The sequence below is a fragment of the Streptomyces sp. NPDC085460 genome (assembly GCF_044541975.1).
Taxonomy (GTDB): domain Bacteria; phylum Actinomycetota; class Actinomycetes; order Streptomycetales; family Streptomycetaceae; genus Streptomyces.
The window spans coordinates 386,887-406,998 of sequence record NZ_JBITTO010000001.1 but is presented as its reverse complement, the minus strand read 5'-3'; the positions used below and the strand labels follow the sequence as shown (position 1 = coordinate 406,998).

Below are 20,112 nucleotides of genomic sequence, written 5' to 3'. Positions count from 1 at the left end.
CCGGACCGTGGACGCGCCACGGACGGGCAAGCTGGATCATGAAGAGACCGTTCCTCGCACCCGGCACCCGTGGTGCACCCCACCGGAGGAGCTCCGTTGAACCCCCAGAGCCAACGCCCGCCCGCCGTGATCGTCATGAGCGACCTGGCGGCCCTCGCCCGCCAGCACCGGCTGATCACCGACATCGCGGAGCGCGGGCTGGCGCCGCTGGTCGTCGTCGGCCCCACCACCGACCTGGCGAAGCTGACCGGACACATCGAGGACCCGGCCCACCCGCTCTCCCGGATCCGGGCCGTCCGCCAGTTCCCCGACGCCGCGATCGCCGGCGTCCTCGCCTCCGTGCAGGACTGGATCGCCGCGTACGACATACGCGGTGTGATCTGCAGCGGCGAGGTCTTCGTCGACCCGTGCGGCGTCCTCTCCGAGGCGCTCGGCCTGCCGGGCCCCGGAACCTGGGCGGCCCGCGTCTGCCGCGACAAGGTGATGCAGCGCGTCATCCTCCGCGACCACGGCCCCGTGTGGCGGGCCTTCGCCCCCCACCAGCGGGACTCCGCCGCCGCCGACGCGTACCCCGCGGTCGTCAAGCCGGCCGGGCGGATGTTCAGTTCGGGCGTCGTCCGCGTCGAGAACGACGAGGAGCTGCGGGCCGCGCTCACCCAGTACGAGCCGGACGAGACGATCCTCGTGGAGGAGCTGGTCGACGGACCGGAGTTCTCGGTCGAGGCCCTCGTCCACAACGGCGAACTGCTGTGGAGCGGCGTCACCGCCAAGCTCACCAACGAGGACGACAGCCGCTTCTTCACCGAGATCGGCCACACCAGCCCCGCCGACGTGCCGCTCGCCCACTCGGACGCGCTCGTCACCGCCAACGCCGCGATCCTCAAGGCGCTGCGCTTCGACAGCGGCATCACCCACGCCGAGTTCCGGCTCCGCGACGGCCAGCCGGTCCTCATGGAGATCGCCGCCCGCCTCCCCGGCGACGCCATCACCATGATGTGGCACCTCGCCACCGGCAAGCCCATCGAGCCCGCCATCGTCGACCTCGCCCTCGGCGTGCGCCCCGACTACCCGACGCCGACCCGACGGGCCGTGCAGCGCTTCGTCGAGCACACCCCCGGCCGGCTGACGGACGTCCGCTACGAGGGCGAGCCGGTGTCCTGGATCGTCGACGACGCGGTCTGGCCCCTCGTCGAGGCCACCACCCCCGACGCGCCCGCCCGCTGCGCCTCGGTCATGGTCGCCCTCCCCCGGAACGCCCGCCTGGGCACCCTCGCCGACTCGTCCGGCCGCTCGGCCTACGTCGTCGCGGACCTGCCCTGGGACGCCGACCCGGTCGCGGAGGTCCGCGCCTACACGGACCGCGTCGAGCTGACCATCGAGCCCGACCCCGCCTGACCCACCCCGAGGACGGACCCCGCCCGCGACGCGGGGTCCGCCCGACGGCCCCTCGCAAGGGCACCGTCAACCATCCCACCCACCCCACTCATCACGACCCTCGTCCCCGTCCTCGCCGCTCCCCCCGCCCCGGCCGCCCCTCCCGGTCTCGGCGCGCAGGGCGGCACGGGTCAGCGGCCCGTACGCGCCCCGCTCCTCCGGGATGTCACGGGCTTCCTGAAAGCGGCTCAGGGCCACCGCGACGAACGAGCTGAACGTCCCGTCGGCGGAGCCGAGGTACAGGTGGAGCCGCTGGAGACGCCACTGGAGGTCCTCGACCTCGGGCCCGCTGCTGCCGACGCGGAGAACCTCCGGATCCGGACGCCCGGACGGCCGGGCACTCCCGGTGTGCGACGGCTCCGGCGGAGGCGCGACGGGAGACGCCGACGTCCGTACGGGCACGGGAGGACGGGCCACCGGGCTCTCGGTCCCGGCCGCGGTCGGAGTCACGGGGACCGTCGCCGACGGAGCGGAGCGCGTACGCGACGGCCCGGGGCCCGTCGACTCCGCGTCCGGGCTCGACGCGTCCAGGGTCTCCGGGGTCTCCACGCTCTCCGGAGTCGACCGGGTGGGCGGGGTCGACGGGGTCGACGGGATCGGCGGGGTCGACGGGGCAGCCGGCAGATCGGGCATCGTGAGGGTCAGCTCGTCCGGGCGCGCCCGGTCGATTCCGGAGGTGAGCCCGACCGCCAGCCCGATCCCGGCGGCGACCGCCCCGGCGACCAGCAGCGGAAGCGACGGACCGTCACCCCGCCTCCGCCGCCTGGACGCCTTGGCCGCCGCCCTCGTCGGAGTCGGAGCACCGTCGAAGAGTGCGAGGTCCTGCACCCGGGCCCCGGGGCCGTCACCGTCGGGCCGGGCGACCTTGCCGAAGACGTCATGGCCCCGCGACAGGGGGATCGGCTCCGGTTCGGGTGTGCGCATGCGGGTGCTCCAGAGGGGGTGAAGCCGTGGACGGTGCGGCGAGAGCGTGAAGAGCGGGGAGAAGCCGAGGAGACTTTGACCGGCGCTCAAGCTAGCCGTCAACTACCCCCATTCCACCCGAAATGCGCACACTCAAGACGTAGATTCTTAAACAACCCTTAATAAGTGACGCACGCCACTCCCGCAACACCGGGGCGGCACCACGGATCGCCAACTCACCGCAGTGCCGCCCGAGATGACCGCGAGCCGAAGCCTCCGTCAGAAAGCGAAGACCGCGCCGCCCGCCGTACGGGCCCTCAGTTCGCACGGGTTGACGTAGGTCGCGGACCAGGCGACGCGCCGCCCCTGCCAGACCCCGTCACCGGTGAGCGTGACCGGGTTCCACTCGCGCGTACAGGGCCGGCCGTCCCGTAAGCCCGTCAGGCTCGTGAAGTCACCGCCGGCCGAGGTCAGTTCCGCGCAGGCCGCTTCCGGCGCGGGGTGACTCCCGGCCGGGAGCGGCAGGCACGTCAGGGTGACCGCGCGGACGACGGTGCCGACCGCCGGGTCCGCACCCTCGCCGACGGTGAGCACGAGCGCCGACGGCGCGTGAAGGCTTGCGGGCGCCGCCTCGGCGGTGCCGGCGCCGGTGAAGGCGGTGCCGACGAGCGCGAGGCCGGTCACGGTGGCGAACGCGGTGGCGCCGAGGGTACGGAATGTGCGCACGGGGGTGTCCCTTCGCGGGTGACAGAGAAGCTGCGAGCCGATCGGCCGCGCACCGGAGTCTTGTCGACGCGGAGGGTGATCGCACCTGCCGACGCAACGATCCGGCCGCACCCCGCCCGGCGACCTACCGACTGTTCGTTCGCCCAGCTGAGAGGCGGTACCCCGACACCCCGCCCCGCCCCACGAAGCCGAACACCCCAGGTAGTACAAACCCGGACACTCCGCTGACCTGCACCCTCCCGAAACTGGTCCAGAACGCGACGACCCACACCGCCCCATGATCGTCCGGAACCCAGGGCCCGCCCCGCCCCGGCACCCCCGAAAACACGAAAGGCCGCCCCCTCACGAAGGAGAGAACGACCTCCGACCAGCGTTTCCGCATGGTCGGGACGACAGGATGTGAACCTGCGCCTACGTGCTGCCGTCATCGAGCCCGGCGATGACTCCGACGTCCGCTGCGGACGCGTCCTCAGCGCAGCAGGTCGGTGGTGGAGAAGCCCCATCCGGCCTTGACCATGGCGGCGAAGGTGGCGTTTCCGTTCAGCGCTCCGCTGCCGGCGTAGAACTGGACGGTTCCAGCGTGGTCCCGGGCGAGCAGGTCCGGCTTGCCGTCCCCGTTGACGTCCCCGGGGGCGAGGACCGTGTTGTACACCTGCCAGCCGTGGCCGATCTGCGTCCGCGTTCCCAGCGTCCCCGTGCCGGTCCCGGGGTACACGAACAACACTCCGGCCGTGTCGCGTGCGATGACGTCGGCCTTGCCGTCGCCTGTGACATCGCCCGGGGCGAGCACGGTGTCGTAGATGTCCCAGCCATGGCCGATGCGGATCTTGGCGTCGACCTTTCCGTCACCCTTGCCCGGGACGAGGTACAAGTCGCCGTTGTCGAAGGCGACGATCAGGTCGGGGCGGCCGTCGCCGTCCATGTCGGGGGTGGAGTCGAGGGCCGTCGCGGCCTGCCAGCCCCAACCGACCTTCTGCGGCGTGGAGAAGAAGAGCTCGGTGGTGTGGCCGGGGCGGAAATGGAGGTCTCCGGCGCTGTCGATCGAGTACAGGTCCTCTCCGCCGCCGTCGTGGTCGGCGCCCCGTGCGATCAGGCGCAGGTCGCTCATGCCGGCGCCGACCTTGCAGGGGATGGCGGTGAGGCTGCCGTCGGTCCGACCGAAGTGTCGCCAGAGGTCGCCCGCCGCGTCGCGGCGCAGCATGTCGGCCCTGCCGTCGTCGGGGTTGTTGCACGTGGACCAGGTGGCGGCGCCCCGGTAGGCGTAGTGGTCCGAGACCGAGGCGATCCGCGGAAGGGCGTCGCCGGCGACGTTCTTGAAGTGGTTCTTGCTGAGGAAGATGTAGTCGAGCTTGGCCTCGGGGTCGTCAGCCTTCGCCATGAGCGTGGGGGCACCCGAACGGCAGTGCCCGGCTGGGGGGTTGAGGGCGGTGCAGGCGTTGGTGAACCGGCTCGTGTCCGTCTCGTCGACCTCGGTGAAGCGGCCGGTGCCGCCGGAGTGGCTGTAGAGCGAGTCGAGGACCGGGGAGAGCGGCGCGTTGGCCTGGCCTCCGCTGTAGCGAGGGTTGAAGTCGCCGCCCAGGACGACCGGGATGCCCTGGTCGATCCAGGTGTTGGAGAGGGTCGCCAGCTTCTGGGCCTGCTGCTTCGCGACGTTCGTGTTCGCGGAGTACAGGTGCACCGAGCAGCTCCGGGTGGTGCGCCCTTGGAGGGGGGCGTCCACGCAGATGGCCGGCCACTCCTCCGAACCGCCTTCCAGGCCCGTGGCAAGGTCGATGACCTGGAGATTGGTGGCGGTTCCCTTCGTGAAGATCGCGAGGCCGTAGTCGCCCTCCACCGGGTTCGCCACGGAGTCGTCCTTGCAGAGGTCGCCAGAGGTATCCCTGGCCGGCGTCTGCGTGTCGGTGAACTTGCCGGTGTAACCGAGGGCGCCGAGCTTGTCCTCCAGCCTGGAGAACTGCGTCCGGCAGACCTCCTGCAGGAAGAGGACGTCCGACTTCCAGGTCACGGCCTCGTTGTAGACGGTCTGGACGCGGTTGGCGACCTCGTCGGACGCGGTGCTGCAATCCCCGTTGTTGCCACAGATGTTGTAGCTGAGGAAACGCAGGACGGGTGCGGAGGACGGGGTGACGGTGTCCGCCTGCGCGGTGGGGGCGGACAGAGCGGTCAGAGCGGTCACAGCGAGTGCCGCGGCTATCGCTGCTTGACGCAAACGCATGGTGATTCCTCAGCTGTAGATGTGGTAGCCGTAGCCGATCTTGGTGGCGCCGGTGAAGGTGCCGTTGCCGACGCCCATGTGGGTGAAGAGGTCGCCGTTGGTGTCGCGGGCGATGATGTCGGCGACACCGGTCCTGTTGATGTCACCCGGGCCGGTGATGGCGTTGTACTTGTTCCAGCCGGTCCCGATCTTCGTGGCACCCGTGAACGTGCCGTCACCCTTGCCCATGTAGGAGTAGAGGTTGCCGCTCTTGTCCCGGGCCAGGAGGTCGGGGTTCCCGGTGTTGTTGATGTCGCCGGCGCCGATGATCGTGTCGTACTGGTCCCAGCCGTAACCGATCTTCGTGGCACCGGTGAACGTGCCGTCACCGACCCCCATGTGAGCCCACAGGTCACCATTGGCGTCCCGGGCGATGATGTCGGCGACACCGGTGTTGTTGATGTCACCGACACCCACGATCAGGTCGTACTTGTTCCAGCCCCCACCGATCTTCGTCGCACCCGTGAACGTGCCATCACCCTTCCCCATGTAGGCGAAGAGATTGCCACTCTTGTCCCGGGCCAGGACATCAGGGTTACCGGTGTTGTTGATGTCCCCGGCACCGATGACCATGTCGTACTTGTCCCAGCCCCAACCGATCTTCGTGGCACCCGTGAACGTGCCATCGCCCTTCCCCATGTAGGCGAAGAGGTCCCCGTCGGCGTCCCGCGCGAGGTAATCGGCCACACCGGTCCTGTTGATGTCCCCGACCCCGATGATCGGAGAGACACCCGCCACCATCGACGGCACCGGAGTGCCGGGGAAGGGTTCGGCGGTGTCGGCCGCGAGTCCCGCCAGCGGACCGCAGTGCGGCCAGGCCGACTCACCCTGTTCCGCGAGGACCCGCTCGCCGACGATGATCTGCTCGGTCTTGGTGGCGAGGTTGGCCGTGGCGGCGAACTCGGTGCCGCCGAAAGCGGACCACGTCTGTGCGCTGAACTGGATGCCGCCGTAGTACGTCGGCGAGGTGTTGCTGACCCTCGTCCAGTCTCCGCCGCTCTCGCACTGGGCGAGCTTGTCCCAGGTGGCGACGGAGGCAGCGCCGGCGGAGCTGCCGCCCGCCAGGACCGAGACGGAGACGGCGGCGGTCACGGCGAGGACGCCGGCGGCCTTGTGGGCACGGGTTTTGTACGGGCGAGGCTGCATGGGAGGTTCTCCGGAATGGCAGGAGGCACCGGGCGCGAAGGACCGCGGTACGGGGAACGAGAGGACTGGGGGAAGGAGGGGGAGGGGGCGCAGCTCAGGGGCTGCCGCGCCCCGTCGGAACGTCCCCAGGCGCGGTTCAGCTGTAGATGTTGTAGCCGTAGCCGATCTTGGTGGGCCCGGTGAAGGTGCCGTTGCCGACGCCCATGTGGGTGAAGAGGTCGCCGTTGGTGTCGCGGGCGATGATGTCGGCGACACCCGTGTTGTTGATGTCACCCGGGCCGGTGATGGCGTTGTACTTGTTCCACCCGGTCCCGATCTTCGTGGCACCCGTGAACGTGCCGTCACCCTTGCCCATGTAGGAGTAGAGGTTGCCGCTCTTGTCCCGGGCCAGAAGGTCGGGGTTCCCGGTGTTGTTGATGTCGCCGGCACCGATGATCGTGTCGTACTGGTCCCAGCCGTAACCGATCTTCGTAGCACCGGTGAACGTGCCGTCACCGACACCCATGTGAGCCCACAGGTCACCGTTGGCGTCCCGGGCGATGATGTCGGCGACACCGGTGTTGTTGATGTCACCGACACCCACGATCAGGTCGTACTTGTTCCAGCCCCCACCGATCTTCGTGGCACCCGTGAACGTGCCATCACCCTTCCCCATGTAGGCGAAGAGATTGCCACTCTTGTCCCGGGCCAGGACATCAGGGTTACCGGTGTTGTTGATGTCACCGGCACCGATGACCATGTCGTACTTGTCCCAGCCCCAACCGATCTTCGTCGCACCCGTGAACGTGCCGTCACCCTTCCCCATATAGGCGAAGAGGTCCCCGTCGGCGTCCCGCGCGAGGTAATCGGCCACACCGGTCCTGTTGATGTCCCCGACCCCGATGATCGGAGAGACACCCGCCACCATCGACGGCACCGGAGTGCCACAGTTCTTGCTGGCGAACTCCTGGATTCCTCCGCCGTACGACGCGCCGTCGAAGGTGATGGGCTGGCCCACACCGTTGAGGGTCTGCTCGAAGTGCAGATGCGCGCCCTGGGAGTTGCCGGTGTTGCCTACCCTTCCGACGATCTGGCCCGCCCGCACCCTCGCGCCCGCGGTGACGTCGACGGCGGAGAGGTGCGCGTAGTGGGTGGTCCAGCCGCCGCCGTGGTCGATGCGGACGTTTACGCCCGCCCAGCCCCCGCTGTTTCCCGCGACCTCGACGGTGCCGGCGGCGCTGGCCGCCACGGGCGCTCCCGTGTCGTCACCGGGGTATCGGTTGAGGTCGACGGAGTGCGTCGGGTTGTGACCCGCGTACGTGCTTGCCGTCCATATCTCGCCGCAGGGGGCCGGGAGTTGGAAGTCGGGACGCTCGACGGCGTGGGCACCGGAGGCGCTCAAGGTGAGTGTTCCCGCCGAGATGGCAACGACGAGGGCGGAGTTGAGAGAGCGACGCATGGACATGAAGGCCCCTTGTTGAGGAAGTACGTGGGAGAGGGGTGGAGCGAGGGGGGAGCGGCGGAATCCCGGAGCGGTCCGTGTGGTTCCGCCGCTCGTGCCACCAGGGAGAACAGGCACCCTCGACGGCGGCGAGGCCGGAGGTCAGCCGTGGATCAGGCGGGGGTCAGGCGAGGATCACTTGTAGATGTGGTAGCCGTAGCCGATCTTGGTGGCGCCGGTGAAGGTGCCGTTGCCGACGCCCATGTGGGTGAAGAGGTCGCCGTTGGTGTCGCGGGCGATGATGTCGGCGACACCGGTGTTGTTGATGTCCCCGGGGCCGGTGATGGCGTTGTACTTGTTCCACCCGGTCCCGATCTTCGTGGCGCCAGTGAACGTGCCGTCGCCCTTGCCCATGTAGGAGTAGAGGTTGCCGCTCTTGTCCCGGGCCAGGAGGTCGGGGTTCCCGGTGTTGTTGATGTCGCCGGCGCCGATGATGGTGTCGTACTGGTCCCAGCCGTAGCCGATCTTCGTGGCACCGGTGAACGTGCCGTCACCGACACCCATGTGAGCCCACAGGTCACCATTGGCATCCCGGGCGATGATGTCGGCGACACCGGTGTTGTTGATGTCACCGACACCCACGATCAGGTCGTACTTGTTCCAGCCCCCACCGATCTTCGTGGCACCCGTGAACGTGCCATCACCCTTGCCCATGTAGGCGAAGAGATTGCCACTCTTGTCCCGGGCCAGGACATCAGGGTTACCGGTGTTGTTGATGTCACCGGCACCGATGACCATGTCGTACTTGTCCCAGCCCCAACCGATCTTCGTCGCCCCCGTGAACGTACCGTCGCCCTTCCCCATGTAGGCGAAGAGGTCCCCGTCGGCGTCCCGGGCGAGGTAATCGGCCACACCGGTCCTGTTGATGTCCCCGACCCCGATGATCGGAGAGACACCCGCCACCATCGACGGCGCGCGGTCGATTCCGCCGATCGGCGAGACGTAGCCGCTGACCTTCTGGGAGTTGTAGTAACCGGAGGCGCTGATGGTGCCGTAGGTCACGGCGCCGCTCTGGTTGCCGCCGATGGTGGTGATGGTGCCGTCGGCGTTGATGGACCTGACGAGTGCGACGTGATCGGCGTAGCCCGCACCGTTGTAGTTGAAGACCACCGCGTCACCCACGTGCGGCGTCTGCGTCAGACCGCCGTTGTACTGGCCGAAGCTGCCTGCTGCCGCGGTGAGCCCGGTGACGTTCACACCAGCCTGCCCCCACACCCACTTCGCGAAGTCGGCACACCACGCCTCACTGCAGCTGTTGTAATAGCCGGAGCCTCCGGCGCTGTTCGTGTCGCACGGCCCGTTGCCGAGGTTCTGCTCCGCTATCCCCATGATCGTCGAACCGACACTGGCCGCAGCGGGCTGAGCACCGGCGAACACGAGGGCGGGAGCGAGCAGCGAGGTGGCGAGCATTCCCTGCAGGGTTCGCCGGAGGGACACCTTGGGCATGTACTGACTCCTGTCTTTGGGCATGGGGACGTCCATGAGGCACACGGGTGCCGTTGAAGATGAGGGGGCTCGGCGCGCGGCCACCGGTCGGGCGGCGACCCGAACTCACCGCGCGCGTCGAGGAATGTGGTGCCGGAGCACCTGGCGGTGCCGGTGACGGGGGTCGTTCAGGGCGCGATCGTCACCTTCGCCACGGCCTTCCCGGCCTGTTGGTTGGACGGCTGGGAGACCGCGTACACCTGGAGTTCGGTGGCGCCGGCGCCAAGGCCGGCGGCGAGCGCGACCCGGTAACGGATGGTCGTCGTCGCGCCCTTGGGGAGCGGCGCGCCGCCGGTCGCGGCGAGCAGGTAGTCCATGCCCGTCGCCTGGGGCAGCGGGGCCGGCTGCCAGGCACCGCTCACCGGGTCGAGGCGCTCCAGCCGGCCGGCGACCGAGCCGAGGGGTGCGAGCCCGCCGTCGTACTGGTCGAACCGCACCACGGGAGCGATGAGCGGGAAGTCGGTGTCGCCGGTGTTGCGCAAGGTCACACTGAACTCCACCGGCGCGCCGCCGGACACCAGTCGGGGCGCGGCCGGCAGGCCCGTGATCCGCGCGGTGAGCTCGGCGGCATCCCTCACGGTCAGCCGCCCTTCAGGAAGGCGCTGCTGTGTGCCCGTGGGTACGGGATGCGTCGTCGGCGTGGTACGTGGTGGCTCGGTACGGGTCCTGGGAGCCACCGGCGCAGTGTCCTGCGGCGTCCGGAGGTCTTGGGGAGGCTGCCGGGTCCGTCCGTTCGGCTCGGCCCGTCCGGTCTGGTCGGTCTGCCCGGCGTGCTCGGCCTGCGAGAGCGTCGGGGACTGCTGGGACTGCTGGGATTGCTGGGACTGCAAGGACTGTGAGGGCTGCGGGGTGGGCGTCGAGGTCGAGCCGCCAGGAAGTGCGGTTGCGATCGGGGCGGGGGCGGCGGCCCTGGCCGGCATGGCGGGCGGATGCGAGCTGCCGCAGGCCACGAGCGAGCCGGTGAGTCCGGCGGCGATCAGGACCCCTGCGGCGAGCCGCCGAGACGTGTGGGTACTGGAGTTGACGAACTTCATGAGCGGGTTCCTCCGCGCGGGGCCGATGTCTTGCGGTGACGGGCGCAGCCCCGGCGACTAACCCCAGATCATGTTGCCGCTGGGCTCGGAGGCGACGACCACGTTCTCGGTGGCGACGGAGGGAGCGCTCTCGGCCGGATCTGCCGGTCCGTCGAGGGTCGAACCGAGGGTCGAGCCGAGGGCGATGAGGGAGAGAGCGGCGACCGCGGCGGCCTTGACGAGAGCGGTGCGAAGCATGGTCCTGGTCCTTCGTCTGCGAGGTGTACGGCTGTCCGGTGCTCACGTCCCGCGGTGGCGCTTGCTCCGGTGGTGTCTGCCCGGGCGGTGTCCCTGGCTGACGAGTTCAGCTTCGTCGCAGTTCAGGCGGGTTAAAAGAGGAATCAGGTGGACGGAAAGGGCCGTGGACGGATCTGTCCATCGTGGCGAGGAGAGGACAGGAGACGCTCGTAGAACGGGGTCACCAAGGGAACCGTGGCGCTGACGAGCTCCCATGCCGCGAGGGAGGGCTGAGTGGCGAGGGCACGACGGCAGAGCGCCTCGGCGCGTGCCTCGGCCTCGCTCAGCGAGTCCGCGAGGAGGAAGACCGCCACTACGGGATGCGGTGTGGCGTGCAGGTGCGTCACCACGTGCTCGACGCGGTCTTCGTCACGCGCGGCGGAGAGGAACAACTCGTTCAGGTGGGGGGGAAGTACCGCGCCCGGCCCGAGCGGCCTGAGCGCGGCGTGAATCAGCTGCATGGGAGCGAGGTTCCCAAAGTGCGCAACAGGTTCACAGGTCACCATTGATGGCACTTCCGGCAGTGGCCGGAACCGGCCACAGCCTCGACCTGCAGCGATGTCATACAGTCGTTCAATCATCATGTAACTGTCACAAGGGGGGAACCGAATGCTCACCGCACTCGGCCTTGATGCCATGTCTGAAGCCGTGTATCGCGGCATGCTCGCGCATCCACAGGATGGGGTGAACGCCCTCGCCGAGCGCCTCGGGACGACCGGGACAGTCGTGCGCCAAGCCCTGGACACACTGAGCGAGTTGTCTCTGCTGCGCCCGTCCGGCGAACACGAGGGAATGCTGCGGGCTGTCTCCCCTGACATCGGGATGGAGATCCTGATGGCACGACAGCAGGCGGAGCTCGCCGCTCAGCAGCTGCGGATCGAAGCCTCCCGCGCCGCGGCCGCCCAGCTCATCGCCGAGTACGCCGATCTTCGCCCCGCCAGCATGCATCCAGGCGTCGAGCAGCTCATCGGCATCGACCAGATCCGCGACTGTCTGACGCGACTGACCCGGGACGTCCGCGAGGAGGTCATGACGTTCGCGCCCGCCGGCGCCCAGAAGCCCGAACACATCGAGGCGGCGCAACCGCTCGATCGCGCCCTGCTGGAACGCGGTGTCCGGATGCGCACCGTCTATCTCGACAGCGTTCGCAACAGCCCGCACACCGTCGCGTACGTGAACTGGCTCGCCGAACTCGGTGGCCACGTCCGTACCGTCCCCTCGCTGCCCACCCGCATGATCGTGGTCGACAGGACCACCGCCGTGATTCCGGTGAGCAGCGACGACACCGCGGCGGGCGCCGTCGTCCTTACCGGGCAGGGGACGCTCACGGCTCTCTGTGCCCTGTTCGATCACATTTGGGATGTCGCCCAGCCGCTGGGCAACGCGGTCGGCGTCAACAACAAGGGGCTCAGCGCCCAGGAACAGAGTGTGATCGAACTGCTCGCCAAGGGCTGCACCGACGAGGTCATCGCGAAGCGACTCGGCGTGTCCCCGCGCACTGCCCGCCGCCTGGCCAGCGACCTCATGGAGCGGCTGGGGGCGCGCAGCCGCTTCGAGGCAGGAGTCCGCTCGGTCCAGCAGGGCTGGCTCCCCGCCCGCTGACCCGCGGCCGCGGGACGGGGCGGGGCGGGGCGGGGCGAAGCACACACGCAGGCTGCCAGACCAGGACCTTCCCTCCTCCGCCCCGGCGGGCGTCCCGACGCCTGAAACGATCAAGGGGCCGTTTCAGATTGCTCTGAAACGGCCCCTGATCTGCGACTCTTTCGAGTCGGGACGACAGGATTTGAACCTGCGACCCCTTGACCCCCAGTCAAGTGCGCTACCAAGCTGCGCCACGTCCCGGTGCTCGTCGGCGGCGGGGAATCCCGCGTCGGCGTGCAGGAGAACATTACCTCACTCCGCGGGTGGCGATCACCCGTGGGTGGGGCGGGGGCGGAGAATGGCGGGATGAGCGGTGACGGCGGGCGGGCGGGCGGCGGGCGGGACCGGGACGCCGAGGGGCGGGCGCGGAGCGCGCGGCCGCGGGACGGGCTGGGGCGGCCCTTGCCGTACGGGGCGGAGGGGGTGGCGCGGCAGCCCGAGGGGGTGGTGCGGGCGCCGGCGGAGACCGTGCGGGAGGCGCAGCGGCTGCTGGACGCGGGGATGCCGTTCCACGCGCACGAGGTCTTCGAGGACGCGTGGAAGTCGGGGCCCGAGGGCGAGCGGGAGCTGTGGCAGGGGCTGGCGCAGCTGGCCGTGGGGCTGACGCACGCCGCCCGGGGGAACGCGACGGGCGGCGCGCGGCTGCTGCGGCGGGGGGCCGGGCGGGTCGCCGCCTACGCGGACGGGGGCGGGGAGACGTACGGCGTGGACGTCGCCGGTCTCGTGGCCTGGGCCGGGGAGCTGGCCGGGCGCGTCGCCGCGCCCGGCGGTGGTCCTGGTGCCGCGCCTCCGGAAGCCGCCGGGGAGGCTCCTCGGTTGACGGGGGCGTGAGCGGGGTCAGGTGAGGAGGGGTGTGAGCGGGGTCAGGGGGTCAGCTGTTCCTTCAGGACCGTCGTGTGGCTGGTCCCGGGGTCCTTCGTGGCGGTGAGGAGGGTGATCGTCCGCGTTTCGGCGAGGGTGCGGAGGCGGGCGAGGGAGGCGGCTGCCTCGGGGGCTTCGAGTTCGGTCTCGTAGCGGCGGCGGAACTCGTCGTAGTCGCCGTCGGGGCCGTGGTACCAGCGGCGGAGTTCCGTGGACGGCGTGAGGGCCTTCGGCCATTCGTCGACGCGGGCGTCGGCCTTGGCGAGGCCGCGCGGCCAGAGCCGGTCGACGAGGACCCTGACCCCGTCGTCGGGGGACGGGGGGTCGTAGACGCGGCGGACGCGGACGTCGGGGGTGGTGGCGGGCATGGTTCCAGGGTGCGCGCCCCAGACGTCCGTCACCTGTCGACGCGCAGGACCGGCAGCAGGACGGCGTCGACGAAGGCGCGGGCGGCGGAGGCGTCGGGGAAGCGGTCCTCCAGGAGCCTTTCGATGCGGAGCAGTCCCATGAGGCTGGGGGCGACGAAGGCGATGGCCGGGTTGTCGGCGGCGACCTCGCCGCGCTCGACCGCGCGCTGGACGACGGCGTCGATGGCCGCGACCTCGGGGGCGATGACGGTCTCGCGCAGGGCGGTGCGCAGATCGGGGTGCTGGAGGTACGCCTGGGCGACGGCCTCCATCAGCTCGGTGTCCCGCTCGTGGCGGGCGGAGGCGACGCGGGCCGCCTCGTGCAGGTCGCCGGCGAGGCTGCCGGTGTCGATGCCGGTGAAGATCACGCAGCGGCGGGCGGCCAGGGCCGCGGTGACGAGCCGCGGTTTGGTGCCCCACTGCCGGTAGAGGGTGGCCTTGCCGCACTTGGTGCGGGCCGCGACCCCCTCCATGGTGACCGCGTCGTAGCCGCCTTCGCGCAGGAGGCAGAGCACGGCCTCGTACAGCTCCGCCTCGCGCTCCGGCGTGATCTTGCTGCGGCGGGCGGCGGCGGTGGCGGCCTGGGTGGACATCGGGCCCTCCTACGGGAGTTCTGCACATACGAGAGTAGGGGGTGCACAATCGAGACGCAAACGTATCGAGACGCTTGCGTCTCGATGAAATCGGATCTAGAGTTCCTCCGTTTGTTGGGGATGTTGCAGGTTTGACCGATTGACCGATGGGTCGATCGACCGATTCATCGATGGGAAGTGCCGCGCCATGGCTACCCGGATACGCGGGACACGCGGGCCCCGTCCCGCCTCCCCGGCGGAGGGCGCGCGACCGCCCCTCGCGCGCGAGCTGCTGCTCGTCACCGGGCTCTTCCTCGTCTACAAGTTCGGCCGGCTCCTCGCCAACGGCCACGAGACCCGCGCCTTCCACAACGCCGACCGGGTGTGGGACACCGAACGCGCCCTCCACCTCCCCGGCGAGGGCGCGATCCAGCAGCTCCTGCTCCACGGCGAGCCGCTGATCCGGGTCGCGAACACCTACTACGCGGCCGTGCACTTCCCGGCCACGATCGCCTTCCTCGCCTGGCTGTACTGGCGCCGCCCCGCCCACTACCTGTGGTCCCGGCGCGTCCTCGCACTGGTCACCGGCGCGGCCCTGGCCCTGCACATCCTGGTGCCGCTCGCACCGCCCCGGATGCTCGCCGCCACCGGCCTCGTCGACACCGCCCGGGTCTACGGCCCGTCCGTGTACGGCGCCACTCCCGAGGCGGACTCGATGGCGAACCAGTTCGCCGCGATGCCGTCGCTGCACTTCGGCTGGGCGCTGATGGTCGCGATCGGCCTCATCGCGGCGACCCGCTCCCCGCTGCGCCGGTGGTGGCTGCTGCACCCCGCGCTGACGCTCCTGGTGATCGTCGGCACGGCCAACCACTACTGGCTGGACGCCCTCGCCGCGACCGTGCTGCTGGGCCTCGCGCTGCTCGTCGTCCCGGCGCCGCCCGCGAGCCCGTCGGCGCCGCCCGCCGATCAGACAGCGTCCGCCGCTGGGGCCGTGCCCTCCGGGGCCGCACCCTCCCGATCCGTACTCGACGGGGCCGTGCCCTCCTCGGCCGTACCTTCCGCGGCCGTACCCTCCGGGGCGCCGCGATGAGCACCGCCGCCGGCACCGTCCTCGCGGTGCTCCTCTCCCTCGTCTCCTCCGCCGGGTACGCGCTCGCCGCCGTCGCCCAGGCCAGGCTCGCCGCCGCACCCTCGACCCCGTCGGGACGGGGAGCGCTGCGGGCGCTGCTCGCGCGCGGCCAGTGGTGGTGGGCCGTCGGCCTCAACGCCGCAGGAGCCCTCGCCCACGTCGCCGCCCTCCACTACGGGCCGCTGACGCTGGTGCAGCCGCTGGGCGCGCTGACCCTCGTGGCCGCGCTGCCGCTGGGCGCGTACACCGCCCGGCGCCGGGTGACCCGTACCGAGTGGCGGGGCGCGCTGTGGACCCTGGCGGGGCTCGTCGGCCTGGTCGCGGTCACCGGGCCGGCCGCGCCCGGCGAGGCGCTGAGCCTGCGCGAGTCCCTCGTGGTCGCGGCGGCGACGGCGCTGCTGATCGCGGCGCTCACCGCCGGCCGGCGGGCCGGGCGCGGGGACGGCGGCGTGCGGGCCAACGGGCTCGGGCACGCCACCGCCTCCGGGATCGCCTCCGGCGTCGCGTCCGCGCTCACCCAGACGCTCACCGCCGCGCTGGCGGTCGGACTGCCGGGCGGACAGCCGTCGTGGTGGCAGACGACGCTGCTCGCGCTGCTGATCTCGGCGTTCGCGGTCGGCGGCCTGCTTCTCTCGCAGACCGCCTACCGGGGCGGGCTCGCCGCCCCGCTCGCGGTGGTGAACCTGGCGAACCCGGCCGCCGCCGCCGTCATCGGCGTCGCACTGCTCGGCGAGAGCTTCCGCGCGGGCGCCTGGGGCTGGCCGATCGCCGCCGGCGCGGCGCTGGTCGCGGCCCGGGGCGTCGTCCTCCTCACCACCGGAGGTCCGGCGGCACCCGCGCCCGCCCCCGTACGCGTACCGGAACCGGTCACCCTCCGCGCCTCGGAGCCCGCCCCCGTACCCGCCCCCGCCGCACCAGTCGACGAGCCCGGCGCCGCCGCGAGCCTGGCCGGGGCGCTGGGGGGCGCGCTCACTCCCGTACCGGAGGCGGAGCCGGCTCGCTGAGCCAGGGCCCCATAGGTCCGGTCTTCCCTCGGACCCCGCCCCACCGGCACCACCCGCCACCCCACCCCCTTTATGTCACCTTGACGACAACCATCGATCAGCCCTATCGTCATGATGACGACAAGGGGGTTCTCTCATGGCCGACATCACCCGCCGCGCCGGCTGGCGCCATCTCCGCTCCGCGCCCACCGCCCACATCCGCCACCAGCGGCGCGGCCGGCTCGCGCACGACGGCGCCGGGCTCAGCTTCTGGTTCCGGCCGCTCAGCGCGGCGCTGTCCGAAGTGCCGGTGGACGACCGGGAGCTGGCGATGGCCTTCCACGCGCGGACGGCGGACTTCCAGGACGTGAGCGTGCAGTCCACCGTCACGTACCGGATCGGGGACCCGGCCGTCGCCGCCGCCCGCCTCGACTTCTCCATCGACCCCGACACCGGCGCCTGGCGCGGCACGCCCCTGGAGCAGATCGCGACCCTGCTGACCGAGACGGCGCAGCAGCACGCGCTCGACGTGCTCGCCCGCACCTCGCTCGCGCAGGCGCTGGTGGACGGCGTGGCGGCGGTACGGGAGCGGATCACCGACGGGCTCGCCGCCGAGCCCCGGCTACCGGCGACCGGCATCGAGGTGGTCGCCGTCCGCGTGGTCGCGATCCGGCCCGAGCCCGAGGTCGAGCGCGCCCTGCGCACCCCGGCCCGGGAGCAGATCCAGCAGGAGGCCGACCGGGCCACGTACGAGCGGCGCGCGGTCGCCGTCGAGCGCGAGCGGACCATCGCAGAGAACGAGCTGGCCAGCAAGATCGAACTGGCCCGGCAGGAGGAGCGGCTGGTCGAGCAGCGCGGCACCAACGCGCGGCGGGAGGCCGAGGAGTCCGCCGCCGCCGACGCGGTACGGGCGGAGGCGGAGGCCGTACGGAAGGTGCGCCTGGCGCGGGCCGAGGCGGAGGCCGCGCGGGAGGTGGGCGAGGCGAGGGCCGCCGCGCAGACGGCCTGGCTCCAGGCGCACGCCGCCGCCGAACCGGCCGTCCTGCACGCCCTGGCGCTCACCCGGGCCGCCGAGCAGCTGCCCCGCATCGAGCACCTCACCCTCTCCCCCGACGTCCTGACCGGCCTCCTCGCGAAGCTGGGCGACGGCGGTGCCCACCGGGCCGCCGGCGGCCGCGACGGCGGCGGGGCGCGCGCGTGAGCCTGGCGCCCCGGGCGGTCCTCGTGCACCGCAGGACGGAGTACGAGGAGCTGCTCGCCCGGCACGGGACGCACGGCCAGGCGGCCTTCTTCCTGGCGGCGCGCGGCCGCTCGGCCGACGAGGTCCGGGAGCGGCACGAGCGGACGCGGCGGGCGCTCGCCGCCGTCGCCGGGGCCGTGCCGCTGACGTGGCGGCAGACCCGGGTGGAACGCGCCGACCTGGACCGGTTCCTCTTCGGCCCCGAGGACGTGGTGGTGGTCGTCGGCCAGGACGGTCTCGTCGCCAACACCGCCAAGTACCTCGCCGGCCAGCCCGTCGTCGGCATCGACGCCGACCCGGGGCGCAACGCGGGCGTGCTCGTGCGCCACCGGCCGGCGGACGCCCGCGGGCTGCTCCCGTACGCGGCGGACGCCGGTGCCGCCGCCGACGAGCTGACCATGGTCGCGGCGGCCACGGACGACGGCCAGCGGCTGCTCGCCCTCAACGAGATCTACGTGGGGCCGCCCGGCCACCAGACCGCCCGCTACACCCTGGACGCGGGGGACCCGGAGCCCGAACCCCAGGCGTCCTCGGGGGTGCTGGCCGGCACGGGCACGGGGGCGACCGGCTGGCTGCGGTCGCTCTGGCAGCAGCGCTCCAGCGGGCTCGCCCTGCCGTCGCCGACGGAGCCGCGCCTCGCCTGGTTCGTCCGCGAGGCGTGGCCGTCGCCGACGACGGGGACGAGCCGCGTCGAGGGCGTCCTCGGGGCCGGGCAGGGCCTCCGCCTCACCGTGGAGTCCGACCGCCTGGTCGCCTTCGGCGACGGCGTCGAGTCCGACACCCTCGACCTGACCTGGGGCCAGACCGTCCGCCTCTCCGTCGCCGACACCCGCCTCCGGCTGGTGTCCTGACCCGCGCTGCGGCTTCGGCTCCCCGGCGCGGCCGGAATCGATCGGCGCGGCTCGGGGGAGGGTGCCAGGGGGCGCTAGGGTGGGGCGCTTTGACCGATTTGGTGTGCGGTGACAGGCATGTCGTACGACCTGCCGGAGGTCCGGGGCCGGCTCCCGCGAGGGCCGGCTCCGCCCGCCCGTACTCCGCCCCTTCCCCGCTCGCCCCGGCACTCGAAGGAACGCCCGTGACCACGCTCTCCCCCGGTTCGCTCGTCGTCGCCCGCGCCACCCGCGCCGAGTGGGAGCTCGTCCGGGCCTGGTGCGCGGAGGAGGGATGGAACCCCGGACGGGCGGACGGCGACGCCTTCTTCGCGCAGGATCCGGACGGGTTCTTCCTGGGCCGGCTCGACGGCGTGCCGGTCTCCGCCGTCTCGGTGGTCACCTACGGGGACGCCTACGCGTTCCTCGGCTTCTACCTCGTCCGGCCCGAACTGCGCGGACAGGGCCTCGGACTCGCGACGTGGCGGGCCGGACTCGCCCACGCGGGCGGCCGGACGGTGGGCCTCGACGGGGTGCCGGCCCAGCAGGACAACTACCGGCGCTCCGGGTTCGTGACCGCGTACCGGACCGCCCGTTATGTCGGGGAAGTCCCCTCCCCCGGGCGGCCGGTGTCCGGGGTCGTACCGGCCGAGTCGGTCGATCCGGCGCAACTCGCCGCGTACGACGCGGCCTGCCACCACGCCGAGCGGCCCCGGTTCCTCTCCGCCTGGCTGACGACTCCGGGGCACCGCGCCCTGGCCAGGGTCGAGGACGGCCGCGTGACCGGCTACGGCGTCGTGCGGCCCTCGCAGGACGAGGCGCGCGTGGGGCCGCTCTTCGCGGACGGGCCGGCGGACGCGGCGGCGCTGCTCGACGCGCTGGCGGAGGCGGCCCGGGGGTTCGGGGCGCGGGCGATCGCCGTCGACATGCCGGAGACCAACCCGGCCGCGGCCCGCCTCGCGGAGGAGCGCGGACTCACGCCGACCTTCGAGACGGCCCGGATGTACACCGGCCCGGTGCGGCCGGTCGCGACGGAACGCGTCTTCGGCGTCACGACCCTCGAACTCGGCTGAGAGCGACCCGCTTTCGGCCGGTTCCGGCCATTTCGCTCCACCCCGGGCGGCGACCCGGCCCCATACGCGGCCGCCCATGAGGGGACCCGTACGGGGCCGTTCACGCGGGGACCCGTACGGCGCCGCTCCCTCACGGGATCCCGTACGGGGCCACCGCACTCCCGCTCACCCGCCCCCGGCAGACCCCGCGCACCCCTGACCCCGCCCCTGCCCCGCCCCTGACCCCGACGAACCCCGCGTACCCCTGAGGCCCCCCGACGGACCCCGCGCACCCCCGACCCCGCCCCGGATCCCGACGGGCCCCACGCACCTCTGAGACCCCCTCACACAGCCCCGCGGCCACCCCTCCCCGGCCTCGTCGGCACGCGCGCAGCACCGTGCCTCGTCCCCGTGCCCCCGGCATCCTTCCCCGCCCCTGCGCGCCCCTTCGTCGCAGCTCAGGGGCGCTCACCCCGCCCCCGGCCCACCCCCGCGCGCCCGCCCGCGCGCCTCGCCCGGAGGCCGCCGCGGGGGTCCCCCTCCCCGCCCCTGAGGGGCGACAAGGGTTTTCCCCGTATCGCGTTCACCTCCCCGTTCCCTACTGTCCTCCGCACCGGCGG

General features: G+C 71.9%; 19 protein-coding genes and 1 tRNA gene. 8 read left to right on the top strand and 12 right to left on the bottom strand.

Annotation, left to right across the window (positions count from 1 at the left end; genetic code table 11):
- Positions 1–96: 96 nt before the first annotated feature.
- Complete coding sequence (locus ACIGHB_RS01875; protein ID WP_399908690.1) at positions 97–1,395, top strand: acetyl-CoA carboxylase biotin carboxylase subunit family protein; 1,299 nt, start codon at positions 97–99, stop codon at positions 1,393–1,395.
- A 66-nt stretch (positions 1,396–1,461) separates the two neighbouring features.
- On the opposite strand, the gene ACIGHB_RS01870 is transcribed toward ACIGHB_RS01875, so the two are convergent.
- From ACIGHB_RS01870 to ACIGHB_RS01830, 9 genes are all read right to left on the bottom strand, one after another.
- Complete coding sequence (locus tag ACIGHB_RS01870; protein WP_399908688.1) at positions 1,462–2,358, bottom strand: peptidoglycan-binding protein; 897 nt, start codon at positions 2,356–2,358, stop codon at positions 1,462–1,464.
- A gap of 258 nt (positions 2,359–2,616) precedes the next feature.
- Positions 2,617–3,063: an SSI family serine proteinase inhibitor gene (locus tag ACIGHB_RS01865; protein WP_399908686.1), complete on the bottom strand. Its 447-nt coding sequence runs from the start codon at positions 3,061–3,063 to the stop codon at positions 2,617–2,619.
- 469 nt (positions 3,064–3,532) lie between these two features.
- Positions 3,533–5,239 carry an FG-GAP-like repeat-containing protein gene (locus ACIGHB_RS01860; RefSeq protein WP_399908684.1) on the bottom strand — a complete coding sequence of 569 codons (1,707 nt, stop codon included), beginning with the start codon at positions 5,237–5,239 and terminating at the stop codon, positions 3,533–3,535.
- Between the two features lie 48 nt (positions 5,240–5,287).
- Positions 5,288–6,463: a transglycosylase family protein gene (locus ACIGHB_RS01855; RefSeq protein ID WP_399908682.1), complete on the bottom strand. Its 1,176-nt coding sequence runs from the start codon at positions 6,461–6,463 to the stop codon at positions 5,288–5,290.
- 136 nt (positions 6,464–6,599) lie between these two features.
- Positions 6,600–7,907: a peptidoglycan DD-metalloendopeptidase family protein gene (locus tag ACIGHB_RS01850; RefSeq protein WP_399908680.1), complete on the bottom strand. Its 1,308-nt coding sequence runs from the start codon at positions 7,905–7,907 to the stop codon at positions 6,600–6,602.
- Between the two features lie 171 nt (positions 7,908–8,078).
- Positions 8,079–9,389, bottom strand: a complete 1,311-nt coding sequence (locus tag ACIGHB_RS01845) for an FG-GAP-like repeat-containing protein (protein ID WP_399908679.1) — start codon at positions 9,387–9,389, stop codon at positions 8,079–8,081.
- Positions 9,390–9,556: 167 nt separating this feature from the next.
- Positions 9,557–10,462 carry a hypothetical protein gene (locus tag ACIGHB_RS01840; RefSeq protein WP_399908677.1) on the bottom strand — a complete coding sequence of 302 codons (906 nt, stop codon included), beginning with the start codon at positions 10,460–10,462 and terminating at the stop codon, positions 9,557–9,559.
- A 57-nt stretch (positions 10,463–10,519) separates the two neighbouring features.
- Complete coding sequence (locus tag ACIGHB_RS01835) at positions 10,520–10,699, bottom strand: hypothetical protein (protein ID WP_399908675.1); 180 nt, start codon at positions 10,697–10,699, stop codon at positions 10,520–10,522.
- A gap of 143 nt (positions 10,700–10,842) precedes the next feature.
- The gene (locus ACIGHB_RS01830) at positions 10,843–11,199 is read right to left on the bottom strand and encodes a hypothetical protein (RefSeq protein WP_399908673.1); all 357 of its coding nucleotides are present in this window, start codon (positions 11,197–11,199) and stop codon (positions 10,843–10,845) included.
- A gap of 148 nt (positions 11,200–11,347) precedes the next feature.
- Here ACIGHB_RS01830 and ACIGHB_RS01825 point away from each other — a divergent pair, with 148 nt between their 5' ends.
- On the top strand, positions 11,348–12,340 hold the full coding sequence (locus tag ACIGHB_RS01825) for a LuxR C-terminal-related transcriptional regulator (protein ID WP_399908671.1): 993 nt from the start codon (positions 11,348–11,350) through the stop codon (positions 12,338–12,340).
- Positions 12,341–12,506: 166 nt separating this feature from the next.
- Here ACIGHB_RS01825 and ACIGHB_RS01820 read toward each other — a convergent pair.
- A tRNA-Pro gene (locus ACIGHB_RS01820) sits at positions 12,507–12,580 on the bottom strand.
- Between the two features lie 105 nt (positions 12,581–12,685).
- Here ACIGHB_RS01820 and ACIGHB_RS01815 point away from each other — a divergent pair.
- On the top strand, positions 12,686–13,210 hold the full coding sequence (locus ACIGHB_RS01815; RefSeq protein ID WP_399908669.1) for a DUF309 domain-containing protein: 525 nt from the start codon (positions 12,686–12,688) through the stop codon (positions 13,208–13,210).
- Positions 13,211–13,242: 32 nt separating this feature from the next.
- On the opposite strand, the gene ACIGHB_RS01810 is transcribed toward ACIGHB_RS01815, so the two are convergent.
- A complete protein-coding gene (locus ACIGHB_RS01810; RefSeq protein ID WP_399908667.1) occupies positions 13,243–13,608 on the bottom strand; it encodes a DUF488 domain-containing protein in 366 nt (121 codons plus the stop codon).
- A gap of 29 nt (positions 13,609–13,637) precedes the next feature.
- Complete coding sequence (locus tag ACIGHB_RS01805; protein WP_399908665.1) at positions 13,638–14,240, bottom strand: TetR/AcrR family transcriptional regulator C-terminal ligand-binding domain-containing protein; 603 nt, start codon at positions 14,238–14,240, stop codon at positions 13,638–13,640.
- Between the two features lie 187 nt (positions 14,241–14,427).
- Between ACIGHB_RS01805 and ACIGHB_RS01800 the strand changes: the two genes are divergently transcribed.
- From ACIGHB_RS01800 to ACIGHB_RS01780, 5 genes are all read left to right on the top strand, one after another.
- On the top strand, positions 14,428–15,309 hold the full coding sequence (locus ACIGHB_RS01800) for a phosphatase PAP2 family protein (RefSeq protein WP_399908663.1): 882 nt from the start codon (positions 14,428–14,430) through the stop codon (positions 15,307–15,309).
- The gene (locus ACIGHB_RS01795) at positions 15,306–16,352 is read left to right on the top strand and encodes a DMT family transporter (RefSeq protein WP_399908661.1); all 1,047 of its coding nucleotides are present in this window, start codon (positions 15,306–15,308) and stop codon (positions 16,350–16,352) included. The genes ACIGHB_RS01800 and ACIGHB_RS01795 overlap by 4 nt, the downstream gene beginning before the upstream one ends.
- Positions 16,353–16,488: 136 nt before the next feature.
- Positions 16,489–17,532, top strand: a complete 1,044-nt coding sequence (locus ACIGHB_RS01790; protein WP_388881335.1) for an SPFH domain-containing protein — start codon at positions 16,489–16,491, stop codon at positions 17,530–17,532.
- Positions 17,529–18,422 carry a hypothetical protein gene (locus ACIGHB_RS01785; RefSeq protein WP_399908659.1) on the top strand — a complete coding sequence of 298 codons (894 nt, stop codon included), beginning with the start codon at positions 17,529–17,531 and terminating at the stop codon, positions 18,420–18,422. Before ACIGHB_RS01790 ends, ACIGHB_RS01785 begins: the two co-directional genes overlap by 4 nt.
- 224 nt (positions 18,423–18,646) lie before the next feature.
- Positions 18,647–19,513 (top strand): GNAT family N-acetyltransferase, encoded by an 867-nt coding sequence (locus ACIGHB_RS01780; protein WP_360319934.1) that lies wholly within the window; start codon positions 18,647–18,649, stop codon positions 19,511–19,513.
- The last annotated feature ends 599 nt before the right edge of the window (positions 19,514–20,112 follow it).